At 67.8% G+C, this 15,427-nt stretch carries 13 protein-coding genes; 7 read left to right on the top strand and 6 right to left on the bottom strand.

Annotated features, from left to right (window positions below; genetic code table 11):
* The first annotated feature begins 220 nt into the window (after window positions 1–220).
* On the top strand, window positions 221–1,909 hold the full coding sequence (locus ABT114_RS02265; protein ID WP_351137609.1) for a PucR family transcriptional regulator: 1,689 nt from the start codon (window positions 221–223) through the stop codon (window positions 1,907–1,909).
* 368 nt (window positions 1,910–2,277) lie between these two features.
* Here ABT114_RS02265 and ABT114_RS02260 read toward each other — a convergent pair whose 3' ends face one another.
* On the bottom strand, window positions 2,278–2,595 hold the full coding sequence (locus ABT114_RS02260; RefSeq protein WP_351137607.1) for an SDR family NAD(P)-dependent oxidoreductase: 318 nt from the start codon (window positions 2,593–2,595) through the stop codon (window positions 2,278–2,280).
* 248 nt (window positions 2,596–2,843) lie between these two features.
* Between ABT114_RS02260 and ABT114_RS02255 the strand changes: the two genes are divergently transcribed.
* From ABT114_RS02255 to ABT114_RS02230, 6 genes are all read left to right on the top strand, one after another.
* Window positions 2,844–5,159: a LuxR C-terminal-related transcriptional regulator gene (locus tag ABT114_RS02255; RefSeq protein WP_351137605.1), complete on the top strand. Its 2,316-nt coding sequence runs from the start codon at window positions 2,844–2,846 to the stop codon at window positions 5,157–5,159.
* Between the two features lie 321 nt (window positions 5,160–5,480).
* Entirely contained in the window at window positions 5,481–6,938 is a 1,458-nt protein-coding gene (locus ABT114_RS02250; protein ID WP_351137603.1) for an aldehyde dehydrogenase family protein, read from the top strand.
* A 14-nt stretch (window positions 6,939–6,952) separates the two neighbouring features.
* Window positions 6,953–8,422 (top strand): APC family permease, encoded by a 1,470-nt coding sequence (locus ABT114_RS02245; RefSeq protein WP_351137601.1) that lies wholly within the window; start codon window positions 6,953–6,955, stop codon window positions 8,420–8,422.
* A gap of 41 nt (window positions 8,423–8,463) precedes the next feature.
* Window positions 8,464–8,823, top strand: coding sequence for a cupin domain-containing protein (locus tag ABT114_RS02240; RefSeq protein ID WP_351137599.1), 360 nt, complete (start codon window positions 8,464–8,466; stop codon window positions 8,821–8,823).
* A complete protein-coding gene (locus tag ABT114_RS02235) occupies window positions 8,820–10,106 on the top strand; it encodes a flavin monoamine oxidase family protein (protein WP_351137597.1) in 1,287 nt (428 codons plus the stop codon). Before ABT114_RS02240 ends, ABT114_RS02235 begins: the two co-directional genes overlap by 4 nt.
* Before the next feature lie 145 nt (window positions 10,107–10,251).
* Entirely contained in the window at window positions 10,252–11,328 is a 1,077-nt protein-coding gene (locus tag ABT114_RS02230; protein WP_351137595.1) for a LuxR C-terminal-related transcriptional regulator, read from the top strand.
* A gap of 123 nt (window positions 11,329–11,451) precedes the next feature.
* Here ABT114_RS02230 and ABT114_RS02225 read toward each other — a convergent pair whose 3' ends face one another.
* Genes ABT114_RS02225 through ABT114_RS02205 form a run of 5 tightly spaced genes read right to left on the bottom strand, consistent with a single transcriptional unit; the run spans window position 11,452 to window position 15,426 of the window.
* Entirely contained in the window at window positions 11,452–12,243 is a 792-nt protein-coding gene (locus tag ABT114_RS02225) for an SDR family NAD(P)-dependent oxidoreductase (protein ID WP_351137593.1), read from the bottom strand.
* Complete coding sequence (locus tag ABT114_RS02220) at window positions 12,240–12,521, bottom strand: dihydrodiol dehydrogenase (RefSeq protein WP_351137591.1); 282 nt, start codon at window positions 12,519–12,521, stop codon at window positions 12,240–12,242. Before ABT114_RS02220 ends, ABT114_RS02225 begins: the two co-directional genes overlap by 4 nt.
* 29 nt (window positions 12,522–12,550) lie before the next feature.
* Window positions 12,551–13,072: an aromatic-ring-hydroxylating dioxygenase subunit beta gene (locus ABT114_RS02215; protein ID WP_351137589.1), complete on the bottom strand. Its 522-nt coding sequence runs from the start codon at window positions 13,070–13,072 to the stop codon at window positions 12,551–12,553.
* On the bottom strand, window positions 13,069–14,385 hold the full coding sequence (locus tag ABT114_RS02210) for an aromatic ring-hydroxylating oxygenase subunit alpha (RefSeq protein ID WP_351137587.1): 1,317 nt from the start codon (window positions 14,383–14,385) through the stop codon (window positions 13,069–13,071). Before ABT114_RS02210 ends, ABT114_RS02215 begins: the two co-directional genes overlap by 4 nt.
* 3 nt (window positions 14,386–14,388) lie before the next feature.
* A complete protein-coding gene (locus ABT114_RS02205; protein WP_351137585.1) occupies window positions 14,389–15,426 on the bottom strand; it encodes a dihydrodipicolinate synthase family protein in 1,038 nt (345 codons plus the stop codon).
* Window position 15,427 lies beyond the last annotated feature (1 nt).

Genomic DNA, 15,427 nt, shown 5'->3' with positions numbered 1-15,427 from the left:
TCGGCTCCCCCACCAGCCGACGCCGATGATGCCCAACAGGTATGCGGCCATGACGAGGTAGTCGACGGTCATGGGGTGCTCCGAATCGGGGAGGGGGAGGTCTGGGGAGGTCAGTGGCTGCGCACCGGGCCGGGTGGCGTCTCGCTGGTCACACGACCGTACCGACGTTTCTTCCTGGCGCTGAAGTGCAGGATCTGTCCAATATGGAGGCGTCCATTGGATGAATCCGGCACTCCTGCGCAAGGCCGCCGGGCTGGGAGGATGCGTCCTCATGAGCGAGCCCCTGACCGAGTCCATGACCGAGACCGAGCAGCCGTCCGTGCCCCTCAGCGTGCTGCTCGCCGACCCGGGGCTGGGCCTGAGCCGGGTCGCCGGGCCGGCCGACGACCGTCCGGTCAGCACGGTCGGCACCACGGAGATCGAGGACCCCTCGCCCTACCTCGTCGGCGGCGAGCTCCTCCTCACCGCGGGGGTACGTCTCCCTCGCGACGCGGACGGCGTCGACACGTACGTGAGGCGGGTCGTCGCCGCCGGTGTGGCCGCGCTCGGTTTCGGCGTCGCTCCGGTGCACCCGGAGGTGCCGCCCGAGCTCGTCGACGCCTGCGACCGCCACGGGCTGCCGCTGCTGCGCCTGCCGCCCTCCACCCCCTTCGTCGCCGTCGGGCAGGCCACGTACGCCGCCATCGCCGAGGCCCGAAACCGCGAGCTGAGAGAGATCTCCAGGGCGCAGTCGGCAATGGCGTCCGCCGCCGCCCGCCCGGACGCGCTCCAGGCCGTCCTGACCCAGCTCAGCGCCCGCACGGGGGCCTGGGCGGTCCTCTGCGACGCCCAGGGCAATGAACTGTTCGGCGCGGGCCCGCGTCCTCCCTCCCCCACACCACAGCTCGTCCGCGACCTCGCCGTACGCACCGTCGCCGCCCACTCCGGCACAGGGCATGGGCATACGGCGGGCAAAGCACCGACGGCGGCAGCTCACCACCATCAAGGCATCCACCTGACCGTCCACACCCTGCCCGGCGCGGACAGCACCACCACGGCACTGGTACTCGGCCAGGCCGCCACCACGACCCCGACCCTGGTCCACCGCCAGGTGACCAGCATGGCGACGGTTCTGCTGGCCCTGCTCACCAGCCCGCGGCACGCCCTGAGCACCGACACCCACAGCGCCGGTGCGCTCGTCCGGCTCATGCTCGGGGCCACCCCCGCCGAGGTCGCGCCCGCCCTCGTGCCCGACGGCAGGGCGACGGGCGACCACTGGACGGTCGTCCACGGCCGGCACCGGCCCGCACGGTCCGCGCCGGCCCTGCGGCCCGGTGGCGACCCGGCCCAACTCGCCGCCTTGGGAGCCGCGTTGGGCACCCCCTACCTTCATATGGACGGCCCGAATCTTAAGGCGCTGATCCCCTGTTCCCCCGACGCCAGGCCGAGCGTCCCCGCCCGGGCCGCCGACCTCGGCTGGGTCCTCGGCTTCAGCGCGCCCGCGGCCGCGGCCGGTTTGCCGTACGCCGACGTACAGGCCGAACGCGCCCTGCAGCGCGCGATCGCCGCCGGGGCACCCGCCGTCGTCCACACCTCCGCCGCCCTCACCGTGCACGCGCTCGTCGCCCCCGACGACGGACGGGAGCTCGCCCGCGCCCGCTTCGCCCCGCTGGACCGCGCCGGCGCGCCGGGGGCCCCGGTCCTCCTCGACACCCTGCGGACCTGGCTGACTCTCCACGGCAGCTGGGACCGCACCGCCGCGGCCCTCCAACTGCACCGCAACACCGTGCGCCACCGCCTGGCCCGGGTCGCGGAACTCCTCGACGTCGACCTTCAGGATCCCGGCGTCCGCATGGAACTCTGGTTCGCCCTGCAGTGGCTGCCCGGCGAATCCGCCGACGAATCGGCCGGCAGCCATCGCACGCCCTGACGGCGCAGGGACAACACCACCGCCTTCGACGGTCACTCCTCAGTGAGCCGCACTCGCGTCCATCCTGCGCGGCTGCGCGCCGGAGTAGAGGAACGCAAGACAACGGGCCGGGCACACGGCAGGTGCGGGAAGGCCGACACCGCCACCTGGGCGGACGCCGTGAGCCCGCCGCAGCAAGATCGGGCTGGTCGGGGACCGCTTCTCATTCCGGGCGGGGCGCCCCGGGTCACGACCACTGTGCGGCTCCCTCAAAGGTGAGGGGCAACATCACACAGGACGAGACAGCGGGGCCGCAGTCAACCCCCGAAGGACTTCCGGAACCGACCACTTAGGTTCCTCGCGGGTGAGCCGGTGGAAGTAGGTGCCATTCAACGAGTGCGGGTCGACGGTGGCCAGCAGGGGTTGGGCGCCCTCCCGGGAGAGAGAAGAAAGGCCTTGCCCAACCGGGACTTCATCACAACCCGTTGCAGTGCCTTGTCGCGGGTGACCTCGGTGGCGACCACTCCGGGGTGGAAGGCCGAGGTGGTGAGACCTGTGCCCTGCATGCGGTGCGCGAGCTCCCGGGTGAAGCGGATCGTGGCGATCTTGGACGCCCCGCTGGCCGGTGGCCGGAGGCCTGAGGGTGCCCCCGAGGCGCTGGTGGTCCTGGATGCCGGATACGCACCCCACGCTGGTGGTTCGGTCACAGAGTGTCCAGCACGGCCCGGCGCCAACCGGTGCCAGTGGCTGGAACGGTCCCTGAGCTGCGCATAATCCGGATGCGCGATGCTTTCGGACCGAATTGGCTGGATGTCATCATGAGGCGCAGCACGGGATCACCACTGCCCTCCCCTGGCCTAGGGGGGATGCCGTGACCGGCACGGATACACCCATCAGCACCCTGCCGATACACCGAACGTATCGGGCCAGGCGTGGCTGAGATGCGAGGACTGAATTGATCGACGCCACCGTCGGGTCGCGCCCTGTCCGCTATGCCACGACTTTTGCCGGCAGGGAGCGTGAGAGGGAAACGCTGCGCCATGCGGTGCAGTCCAATCGTTTCGTCGGGCTCATCGGGCCAGCTGGTGTGGGCAAGACACGGCTGGTCACGGAGGTCGCCCAGGAGTGGGCTGGGCAATACGACAACGGCGTCTTCGTCGCCGATGTGTCCGAGGTGCGCGAGCCCGGGGAGCTGTGCTCTTGCATCGCCGCCGCCGTGGGCATGCGGGAGAACTCGTCGCTGCCCCTGAAGCAGATCACGGAAGGCCTTCAGCAGCTCGAAGCCGTGATCGTGCTGGACGGATGCGAACTATTGGGCGTCGATGGCGTCGCAATGGTTCAGGAGCTGCTGCAAGCCGGTGACCGCACCAGGTTTGTGGCAACGAGCCGGCGCGCGATCTATGTCGACGGGGGCACACTCATGACGCTCGCACCGCTGCCGGTTCCGTCTGCGAGCGCATGGACGACGGCCGAGGGCGCAGTGAGCTATGCGTCCGTCCAGCTCTTCGCAGAGCGGGCCCGACTCGTACGCCCGGACTTTTCCGTAACGGAGCACAACGCCGAAGCTGTAGCGTCACTGTGCCGACGCCTCGACGGGCTGCCGCTGGCCATCGAGCTGGCGGCCTCGTGGGTGAGGGCCCTGTCGGTGGAGCAGATCATCGATCGGATGCAGGCAAGCCCCGACTTTCCACGGGCTGGTACCCAGAACGTCGCGCCGCGCCATCGCGAACTGCGTTCCCTGACAGCCGGCACCTACGAACTCTGCTCGGAGGTAGAGCGTCTCCTGTGGTGCCGACTCACAATATTCGACGGCACGTTTGATCTGACGGCCGTTGAGGCGGTGTGTGGGGCTCCCCCGCTCGACGGCGTGGATCTTCTGGATGTACTCGTCTCCCTGGTCGACCAGTCCGTGGTCGTGGTCGACAACGTCACTGACCCGAGCCGTTACCGACTGCTGCGCGTCACGCGTGACTACGGGAATGAGAAGCTGGACAGCGCGGACATCCGTCAGCAGCTGGCAGACCGCCGCATGGAGCACTACGAACGCGTGCTGTCGCGGTTCACGCTCGACTGGCCAGGCCCGGGACAGTTCCGCCGCCTGGAACAGCTGCAGCTCGATTACCCCAATGCCATGGCAGCCATCGACCACGGCCTGGCGTCCTCGCAGGGTGCTGTTGCTGTACGCATGGCCGCCGACCTGTGGAATTTCTGGTTCGTCAGCGGTCGCCTGACCGAAGGCCTCGGTGTCCTGCGGCGTGTCCTAGCCGTTCCTTCTGGGGGTGTGGACGCGGCCGATCGCGTGCGTGCGCTGTATATCCAGGCGTACCTGTGCGTATTGCGGGACGAACTGCGCTCGGCGGAGAAGCTCCTGCAAACCGCCAGATCCGACTACCGGGGGACTAGAGACGGGCTCAATGAGGGACTCAGTCTGCAGGTTGATGCCATGGTCGAGATGGCGCACGGCCGGCTGAACACTTCGCGGGAACGGCTGGAACAGGCGCTGGCGATCTACGAGCGGCTGGACAGCGCGCGGGCTCGCGTGCTGTTCATGGACGCAAGCGGCGTAGCCGTTCTGCTGGCCGCATTGTCGGGGGACTCCGCCCAGGCTCTTGCGCTCGGGCATCGTGGGCTGACCGCCTGTGATGAGTACGAAGACGTGATGTGGCGCGGCTATATCGAGTACGCACAGGGCGTGAACGCGTGGATGCAGAACAACTTGCAAAGTGCACGGCAGTCGGCACTCTCGGTGCTGCGCTCATCTCACGATCAACTGTTGCTCACTCACTGCGTTGAACTGCTCGCATGGTGCGATTCCCGTGGCGGTCGGCATCAGGCCGCAGCCCGGCTGTTCGGTGTCGCCGACAGGATGTGGAGCGTGCTCGGTGGCTATTTCTCCGGTTTCCGGCTGCTCGCGGAGCACCGGGAACGATGTCTGGACGACAGTCGTGGCGTGCTGGGCGAGCCGGCGTTCGACAAGGCCTACATCGAAGGCGGGCGACTCAGCCGGGATGAACTGCTGGAGGCCGCGTCGGAGCAAGGCCCCGTGCGACCGAAGAAGGAGACCACCGCACCGCTGACGGCGCGGGAGCTGGAGGTAGCCCACCTGCTGACGCAGGGGATGAGTAACCGCCAGATCGCACGCACCCTGGCCATCTCGCCCAGGACAGCCGAAAGTCATGTCGACCACATCCTGACGAAGCTCGGACTGGTCAACCGCACCCAGGTGGCCACGTGGATGCTCTACGCCGACGGTGACGGTCAGTCCGGGTGAGCGGCGGACGTTCCCGGCCCTCCGACGCACAACGGACATCTGCCCTCGCATTCCGATGATCCCCACCCGAGTCTTACGGCTCGGGTGCGCGTGCCGGCTTCCCGCCCTGCCAGATCAGGGCCTGAACCCTGGAAAGTACCTAGTCCACATGTCTCCCGATGCAACATCGCCCGTCTTCGGAGCGAAGTATCCGTACCGCGCCTCCGTAGTCCCGTAGCCGCACCTCCGTAGTTCTACGGAAGTCATCCGCTGACGCTGGTGCCACGATCGCCCCCACAAGCCGGACCTCTGTGAGTCCGGTCACCTATTCGGAGGCGACTGATGGATACGGTGCGGTTGGCTCAGCAGTACATAGCAGGCCGTTGGCGGGACGGCTCCGGCGAGAAGAAACTCGTCGATCTCAATCCCTACAGCAGTGACCCGATCTGCGACTTCGCGGTGGCAACGCGGGAGGACGTCGACCATGCGTACCAGTCCGCGGCGACGGCACAGCAGAGGTGGAGCAGGCAGAGCGCCTACGCGCAGCGGACGGTGTTCGAGAACGCCGCCCGCATCGTGCAGGAACGGACGGACGAGATCACCGAACTGATCGTCGCCGAAGTGGGGGGAACCCGGCTCAAGGCGGCCTTCGAGATCGGGCTCGTGATCGACTGTCTCAAGGAGGCAGCGACCCTTCCCCTGCGCATGGAGGGCCGCATCCTTGCGTCCCCGGTCGAGGACACGGAGAACTATGTCTTCCGCAAGCCGGTCGGGGTCGTGGGGGTCATCAGCCCGTTCAACTTCCCGTTCTTCCTGTCGATGAAGTGTGTGGCACCAGCTCTGGCCACCGGCAACGGCGTGGTCGTCAAGCCGCACGAGGAGACTCCGATCACCGGCGGCACTCTGCTTGCCTCAATCTTCGAGGAGGCGGGACTGCCGGCCGGTCTCCTCAATGTCACCGTCACCGAGATCCCGGTGATCGGCGACTACTTCCTGGAACATCCTGTGCCCCGGGTCCTGGCCTTCACCGGGTCCACGGCCGTCGGCCGCCACGTCGGCGAGGTGGCGGCACGCCACTTCAAGAAGGCCATTCTCGAACTGGGCGGCAACAGCGCCTTCATCGTGTGTGACGACGCCGATCTGGACTACGCCGTCGACGCGGCCGTGTTCAGCCGGTTCACCCACCAGGGCCAGATCTGTATGTCGGCCAACCGCATCCTGCTGCATTCCTCCATCGCGGCGGAGTTCAAGCAGCGCTTCCTCGCGAAGGTGTCCGAACTGAGGACCGGTGACCCCGCCGCTCCCGACACGATCGTCGGTCCGCTGATCAACGCCCGCGCTGTCGCCACGCTGGAGCAGAAGGTCGACGCCGCGGTCGACGGCGGAGCGACCGCGCTGCTGCGCGGTTCGGCCCAGGGCAACGTGTTCGCCCCGACCGTGCTGGAGGGCGTCGAGGCGTCCGCGGACATCGCACGGGAGGAACTGTTCGGGCCCGTGGTGCTGCTGCTGGAATTCGACACGGACGACGAGGCGATAGCCATCGCCAACGACAGCGACTTCGGGCTCAGCGGCGCCGTCCACACCCGGGACATCGCCCGCGGGATGCGCATCGCCCGCCGTGTGGACACCGGCATGATCCACATCAACGACGCCACCATCGCCGACGAACCGATCGTGCCGTTCGGCGGGGAGAAGCAGTCCGGGATCGGCAGGCTCAACGGTCCGGCAAGCATCGACGAACTCACGACCCTTCAGTGGGTCTCGGTCAATCACGGCCGCAGGATCTACCCCTACCAGTGAGCAGGGACGCCCCAGTGAGTAGCAACGCCACATCGCCTGGGCCACCTGCCCAGCACACCGCTCTGCGGACCGGCTCGCTCGGCGTCACCGCGATCGTCTTCTTCGTGGTCGCCACCGTCGGTCCCATGTCCGCCCTCATCGGCGGGATCCCCCTGGCCTTCGCTCTCGGTCCCGGGGCAGGCGTTCCCGGCCTGTTCCTGTTCGTCGCAGCCCTGCTGATCCTCTTCTCGGTCGGCTACACCGCGATGAGCAGGCATGTCGTCGACGCCGGCGGGTTCTACGTGTACATCGGGTCCGCCTTCGGCCGCCGGGCGCAGCAGGCCGCAGGACTGGTGGCGCTCTTCAGCTACCACACCATGATCCTCGCCCTGTGGGCGCTGTTGTCGCTTACCACCTCCGCGTTCATCCACGAGGCCACCGGCTGGAACATCTCCTGGATCGTCCTGATGCTCGCCGGTCTCACCCTGGTCGGCATCCTCGGCCGTCGGGACGTCAACCTCAGTGCGGGGGTGCTCGGCATCCTCATGCTGGCTGAGGTCGCAGTGATCGCTGTCATGGATGTGGCGGTCATCTTCCAGACCCCGGCGAGCAGCTACACCTCCGCTCCGTTCGAACTGGGCCACATCTTCCACGGGGACGTCGGGGCCGGGTTCATGTTCTGCGTCGTGGTCTTCATCGGGTTCGAAGCGACCGCGATCTACAGTGAGGAGGCCCGGGACCCGCGGCGCACCATCCCGCGAGCCGCCTACGTGGCAGTCGGTGTCATCGCCCTGTTCCACATGGTCTCCTCGTGGGTGCTGGTGCTGGCCTACGGTCCGGACCACGTGCAGAACGCGGCGCTCACGGACATGACGAACTTCGTCTACACGGTCGCCGACAACAGCCTGGGCGGTGCCTTCGTCGTCGTCATGAAGGTCCTGTTCGTCACCAGCACTTTCGCGGCCTGTCTGGGCGTCCACAACGCTGTCTCCCGCTACCAGTTCTCCCTGGCACGGGAGGGCATGCTGCCGCAGAAGCTGGCGCACACCCACCCGGAGTGGAAGTCGCCCCACCACTCCAGCCTGGCGCAGACCGTGATCGCCATGGTCGTCATCCTTGCCTGCTACCTCTCGGGAGTCGCCCCGACGACCGTCTTCGCACTGCTGCTGGCTGTCGGCACGTTCGGACTGATCACGCTGATGGGGGTGCTGTGTATCGCGGTCATGTACTTCTTCGGCCGTGACCACCGCGGAGAGAACTGGTGGGTACGGCTGGCAGCCCCTCTGATCGCCGGGGCGGGCTTCACCACGGCGATCGTGTTCCTGCTGAAGAACTGGAACGTCCAGACCGGTTCCACCACCTGGTTCGCCAACTGTCTGCCCTGGCTCGTCCCGGTCCTCGCCGTGATCGGGTTCCTGCTGCCAGGCCGGGCCGAACGCCACGGCAAGCAACTGTCGAACAGCGCCGAGGGCCTGTCCGAAGACTCGAAGGCCGAGGCACGGTGACGGCCCGGCCAACTGTGGAGCACGACCGAAAGGATCTCACCATGGGAACCCAGCACACCGTCGTGGATGCCGCCCAACTGGAGCGCGGATACGTCCCGTTCCTGGTCGAGGGACGCGAGACAGGGCAGCTCTCCGAAGTCCGCGGCCGTGAGGACGTCCGCACGGGCGTCTTCCGTGTCGCCGAGGGGGCGTACCCGGACCGCACCGCGGTGCCCTACCTCTTCGAGGCCGACGAGTACGTCTGGATCATCGAGGGCGAGGTCCACATCAAGACCAGCGAAGAGGAGGAGCTGGTACTGCGAGCCGGCGACTCCGCCTTCTTCCAGCGTGGAAGCGAGTCCACCTGGACGTTCCACGCGCCCTTCCGCAAGTTCTCGGTGGAGATTGGGGTAGCCAAGTGAGCACTCGATACGATGTGGCGGTGATCGGCGGTGGTTTCGCCGGTCTGGCAGCCGCTCGGGAAGCCTCCCAGTTGGGGCGGTCCGTGGTCCTCATCGAGGCGCTGGACAGGCTGGGTGGTCGAACCTGGACTGACGACCGCCTCGGCACCCGGATCGAGATGGGCGGCACCGACATCCACTGGCTGCAGCCCCATGTGTGGTCGGAAGTGTCACGCTACGGTCTGAAGATCGAGGAGTTCGCCTCACCGGAGCACCTGCTCTTCCTCGACGACGGCGACGTCATAGAGGGCTCGGAGGAAGAGGTCTTCGGCCTCTTGGACAAGGGCATGCAGGCCCTGGCCGAGGCCGCCCGCGAGGCCTACCCTCGCCCGCAGGACCCGCTGTTCTCCCCCGCGGCCCTCGACTTCGACAAGCTCAGCCTCGGCGACTTCCTCGACCGGGTGGAGATGAGCCGGCAGGAACGGGCCATGGTGTCCTCGTTCTGGGCGGCCGCCTGCCAGGCTCCGCTCAGCGAAGCCGGCCTGACCCTCGCACTGCGCTGGCTGGCGCTAGCCGGCTGGGACTGGCAGGTCATGCTGGACGTCATCTCCCGCTACAAGATCACGGGCGGGACGGGGCTCCTGGTCGACGGCATCGTCTCCGACATCAAGGCCGACTTCAGGATGTCCACGGCCGCCAGGAAGGTGACCGAGACATCTTCGGGCGTGGAGATCGAACTGTCCGACGGGTCCACTGTCGTGGCGGGTGCGGTGGTGTGCGCCGTGCCGGTGAACGTCCTGTCGCAGATCGAGTTCTCGCCCAAGCGACCGCAGGTCACTGCCGTCGCCGAGGCCGGACAGATTTCCGGAGGCCTGAAGGTCGTCTGTCGTATCAAGGGCGACAGGACCCCGTACATGGCGTTCGCGCCGGAGGGGCACCCCTTCGTGCTGCTGCAGTACGACCGGCCGATCGGCGAGGACCACATCGCTGTCGCCTTCGGCCCTGACGCTACCGCGGTGAACGGTCATTCCTCCGCCGACGTGCAACGTGTGCTGCGGGCCTGGCTGCCCGACGTGGACGTCCTGGAGGTCGCCACGCACAGTTGGACCACCGACCCGATGTTCCGCGGCACGTGGGCCGTACCTGCTCCGGGACAGTTGCAGCAGCAGCTCGACCTCGTCGGGTCCCGAGCGGGCCGAGTTCTGTTCTCCGGAGCCGACCTGGCCAGCGGCAGCTACGCCCTGATCGACGGCGCAATCCACACAGGCATCAAGGCCGGCCGCGACGCGGCCAACCTGGTGTGACCAGCAAACCCTGACCGGCAAGACCGTATTGCTGGCCTGTCGGACCGGACGCGTGAGGCGGGGCAGCAGCTCCCACCCCCGCGTCCGGTCCGTGGTCGTTACGTAGCCGGACGCCGCATTCGTGCTTCAACCGTCTGGAGCCACCATGAGAACCACCAGCCCGAACCCCCGCAGCACAGAGCGGTTCGCCTTGGCCATGCAGTCGGCACTCACCCGAGGCGAAGTCGTCGACGCCTACCTCGCCCACGCGCGCGCCGTGATCCCGGCCAGTGCCGTCGGCCTGTACCGACTCGACGAGCACTCCAGACGAGTTCTGGACGTGCACGCCGTCACCTCGGACCAGTTCCTGGATGCCTATGAGGCGTACGGCCGGGACGACGACCCGATCCTGAGCCGGGTGATGGACGAGAAGACGGCTCTGGACTCGTCGCGTCTGCCCGGCGGGCAGTGGGACCGCAGCGGGGCCCGCCAGGCTCTGGCAGTGGCCCGGTACGAGCACTCGCTCCTGGCCCCCGTCATGTCGGGAGCGGTGTTCTTCGGCACGATCAACTTCGCGCGCAGCGCCTCCCAAGAACCCTTCTCACGCGCGGACCTGACTGCCGCCCAGTGCATCGCCGAACACGTCGGACGGAGCATGGAACGCTCACTGCGTTTTGAGGCGACGGCCCAGCGCACCGCGCTGATCGAGAACGCTTTCGATCATCTGGACTACCCGGTGATCATCACCGACCTCGGCGGTCGGGTGCTGTTCTTCAACCGTGCCGCGCGACGTGAATGGCCCGTACCGCTGGGCCCCGACGGCAGTCTGCCCACCGCCGACGGGCTGGCCCGCGCCATCATGGACGCCACCGCGGCATTCGCCCGCGACGGCAAGAAAGTGGTGAGCCGGACGGTCTCCACGGCCGGCGGGAAGAACGTCATCGCCAAGACGGTCCGTCTGGCGGGTGGCACGCCTGCCGCGGCGACGGTGCTCTTCGAGCACTCCGGGCGGCGGTCCGAGGGCCGGCTGCCGGACTGGCAGGTTCTGACCAACCGGGAGAGGGACATCGCCCAGCTCGTGAGCGAGGGCCTGACGACCAAACAGATCGCGGAACGCGCCTTCGTCTCCGAGAACACGGTCAAACAGCATCTCAAGCGCATCTACGCCAAGACCGACGTGGCCAATCGCGCCGAGCTGATCCAGCTGATATGGGCCTCGACACATGGCCCCGCAAGCCGATAGTGCCCCGACACTGCAGACAGATAGGGCGGGTGGCGGTCTTCCAAGACCGCCACCCGCCCTATTACGGCGTGGCTCACCATGACCTGCAGGACCCTGCTTCGCCCGCCAGCCGCACCCGGCGCACTACCGCAGGGCGCGGCCTCCGTCGCTGTTGATGACGAGGCCGGTCACCACCCGGGAGGCACTCGGGTCGGCGAGGTAGACGTAGGCGCCGGCGTGATCGGCCGGTGAAGGTGTCACCCCGAGCATGGTGCCCGCGGCGATCCGCTCGTCCCTGCCGCTGACCGCACCGACCGATGACTCGCTCTCCCCGAGCGCCGCGAGGCCGGAGAAACCAGTGCCGGTGGTGCCGCCAGGGGCTACGCCGTTGACCCGGACGGATGGGGCCAGGTCGGCCGCCAGGTGCTGCACCGCCCCGCGCAGAGCCCATTTGGAGGTGCCGTACAGCACCCCGCCGCCCACGGGGTGGAACGCCGACTCCGACAAGGTCAGAGTGACGGAGCCACCCGCCTCGTGCAGAGCGGGCCAGGCGATCCTGACCGCGACGAGCGTGGCCAGGACGTTCACCCGCCAGGTCTCCTCGGCCGCCGTGACGAGTTCGTCCACCGACAGCTCGCGCAGCGAGGCATAGTGGTCGAACACGCCGACACAGCAGGTGAGATGGTCGAGCCCGCCGGTCGTGCTGACGGCCTGCGACAGGGCCTCGTAGAGCACAGCTGGAGCGGTCGCGTCCCCGACGACCACCTCCAGGGGTCTGCCCTCGGTCTCCCGCCGCAGTGCTTCGGCATGGTGCTCGGACCGTTCGACTACGGTCACCACCGCGCCCTCGTCGAGATAGGCGAGCACCACGCCCTTGCCGATGCCGGCGCCGCCTCCCACGACGAGAACATGCATCCCTTCCAGGCACCCGCTCACGGTGCAGGCCTCCTGGCCAGCATCTCGGTGATGAAGTCGGGCTCCTGGAAGCTGAGGCAGTCCAGTGCCACGGCGTCCAGCAGCACGCGGCTGCCCCGGCGGGGCGACCAGATGTCCAGGCGCATGCCGTTCCTGGTCTCCACCTTGCGGATGACCACGTCCGCGAACTCGTTCGCGATGATGATCGGCCCGTCGGTGCTCGGGCCCTCGGGGTAGTGGGACTCCTCACCGATGTCCGGGCGTTCGATGTTCGGCGTGTGGCTCGACGTGTCCACCATGGCCTCCTGATCAGTGCGGCGGGAGCCGGCTAGACGAAGATGGACAGGTTGTGCGCGTTGATCAGCGACTGGTCGAACGCCGCCCACCTCCGCGCGAGCCGCCATCCGTCGCCTTCCTTACGGACGGTGTCCTTCCTGGACAGTGAGTAGAAACTGGGCGTCGGGCTGTCTCCTCGGCTTCGGTAGATGAAGCAGTTGGAGTGCACGAGGTACTCGTCCGGCAGGTCCGTGGCGTCGACGAGCACGTTGGTGACGTAGTGCCGGGTGCGGGAGGGCGGCTGCTCGGCCCAGGAGAAATCCGTCTCCAGCCGCCGCACGCGCACCTCCAGCGTCTGACGGTCGTCGTCGAAGATGCGCGAGGTGGGGGCCAGCTCCCAGTCGGCCTGGGCCTCACGAGTCACCCGGACAGGCACCTCGTAGGTGATGTCGTCGGTGAGCATGGCCAGCCAGTCACGGAACCGCCGTTCGTCGAGGGCGAGCGCCTCGCGGTACAGGAACGCCTGGATCTCGGCCACCGTGGTGTGATCCACGGCGAGTTGGTCGCCCATCATGCCTCCCCGGCCAGGTAGTCGCCCCAACGGGTCCACAGATTCCGGAAGTTGGTGTCGTTGACGTAGGGCGTGACGACATGGCCGGGACCGGCGAATTCGGGGTCGGGCTCGCTGTGCATGCCCATGATGTAGGGGAAGTCGAGGTCCTTGACCATGGTCGACCCTGCGGACTGGGTGACCTTGGTCCAGTTCTCGAAGTCGTCCTGTTCGAAGGTTCCGGCCTGGCCGAAGGCCAGGGTGTAGGCGCGGTAGGCCTCTGCCTTGTACTCCTCCGAGGCGTTCTTGGGCACCAGGCACCAGGAGTACATCTCCATGCGTCCGGGGCCGGCCGGGTGGTAGAGCCGCATGGTGACGAAGCGGACACCCGGCTCGCCGGGTACCAGGCTGAAGGGCTGCATGAGGAAGGAGAGGTTCGGGAAGACCGTGCCCACGGCCGTGCGGGTCTTGGCGAACACCTCGACCTGCTCGGGCGTCAGGGTCTGTTTCATCTCCTCGACCAGTTCGTCGGGGAATCCGCCGAAGGCCGGGAAGTTGGGGCTGTGGCCCAGTCCGATGCCGTGGCCCTTGCCGGGGATGCTGGCGGCCCAGCCCTGGCTGTGGGTGGAACCCGACGACGGGAAGTAGCCCAGGTTGAAGCCCCATTGGTGGGCCACGGGGGTGTGGTAGCCGTCGCCGGCGAAGTTCTCGGCGCAGATCTTCCAGTCCGTGTCGGCGATCCAGTGGTCCGGCGGCCCGTGCACCTCGCAGCCGCCGAAGCCGTGCTTGAGGTAGAGGTCGAGGTAGAAGCGGAAGTCGCCCAAGTACTCGGCCAGTGTGGGGGCTTGCCCGTCGAGCGTCCCGAAGACAAGGCCTTCGTAGCTGTCGACGCGGACGCTGACCAGGCCCCAGTCCTTGCGCTTGAGCTGGCCCTCGTAGCCCTCTTTCATGTAGGGCACGCCGATGAGTTCACCCGAGTTCTTGTACGTCCATCCGTGGTAGGAACAGCGGAAGTGCGAGGCGTTGCCCATCTCGGACTTGCACATCACGTTGCCGCGGTGCCGGCACATGTTCAGGCTGGCGTGGATCTCACCGTGCTCGTCCCGGGCGACGATGAGGTTGTTGTTGCCGATGGAGCGAGTGACGTAGTCACCGGGTGCGGGAATCTCGCTTTCGTGGGCGAGGAAGCACCACGCCTTGGAAAACAGGCGCTCCTGCTCGAGGTCGTACACGGCCTGGTCGTTGAAGGCCCGGGCGGGGAACCGGCCTGCGGTGATCCCCGCCCGGGTGTTCTCAACCCAGGCATCCAGCTGCTGCTGCTCCGCCTGTGGTGTCATCGGTCATCCCTGGTGCTTCGGCGTACGCGGCCCGAACCGCTTCTCGATCTCGGTCTTGATCTGCGCGTAGCGCTCGACGTGCTGGGCCGTGGTCTGGACGTGTACGTCGGGGACGAGGTCCTCGGTGTACGGCGGGCGGCACTTGCCGACGTTGATGTAGCCGGCGCCGTTCACCCGGATCTTCTCCAGCGGGATGTTGTACTTGGCGAACTCCATGAAGTCCTGGCCGACCAGGAAGGGCTCGTGGGCCCAGCGCAGCCGCTCGGTCAGCCAGCGGGCGTCGTCGGTGCGGCCCTGCTGCAGCGCGTCGCGCAGCTCCAGGACGGGGCCGGGCCCCATGGCGGTGGTGGAGGACCAGGCCATGCCGACGAGCTCCTCGCCGTACAGCTCCCAGGCCGGGAACCAGTCCGTCTCGATCGACATCAGCGGGAAGCTGGTGCCGGTGTGGGCCATGTCGTTGTGGTAGCGGAAGCCGACGGAGGCGCCACCGGCGTACTTGACAGCGACGACCTGCGGCAGCTCGACGAGGGTCTTGTACACGCTCCGGGGGATGATCCCGCGGAAGGCAGCGGTGTTGTCGTAGACGACGATGGCGAGTTCGGGCACAGCCTCTGCCACGTCGCGGTAGAAGCGGTCCATCACCGGGGCGACCATCTCGCCCCACATGGGCCGGCCCAGCAGCGTGCCGGTGACGCCGAGGTCGGCGAGGTACTTCATCCGGGCCACCGTGTCCCGGGTGTTGAGCGTGGTGGCTCCGATGAAGAGCGGGAAGTCGGGGTCGATGGCGCGGGCGGTCTCGGCCGCGCAGGCGGCGAAGGCCTTCCACTCCTCCAGGGTGAGTGTGGCCATCTCGCCGAGCGTGCCGTTGAGGGCGATGGCGTCGACGCCGTCGCGGATCAGGGCGCCGATCATCCGCTCGGTTTCCTGGAGGTCGACGGTGTCGACGGCGTCGACGCGCTCGGCGCCCGGCAGGGCGGGGGTGGGCGGGTAGGCCATCACGCCCCGCATGTCACGGCCGGTGACCTTGGGCAGCTTGCTCATA

The organism is Streptomyces sp. NPDC002088 (assembly GCF_040296605.1).
Classification (GTDB): Bacteria; Actinomycetota; Actinomycetes; order Streptomycetales; family Streptomycetaceae; genus Streptomyces.
This window is presented reverse-complemented; position numbering and strand designations above follow the sequence as displayed.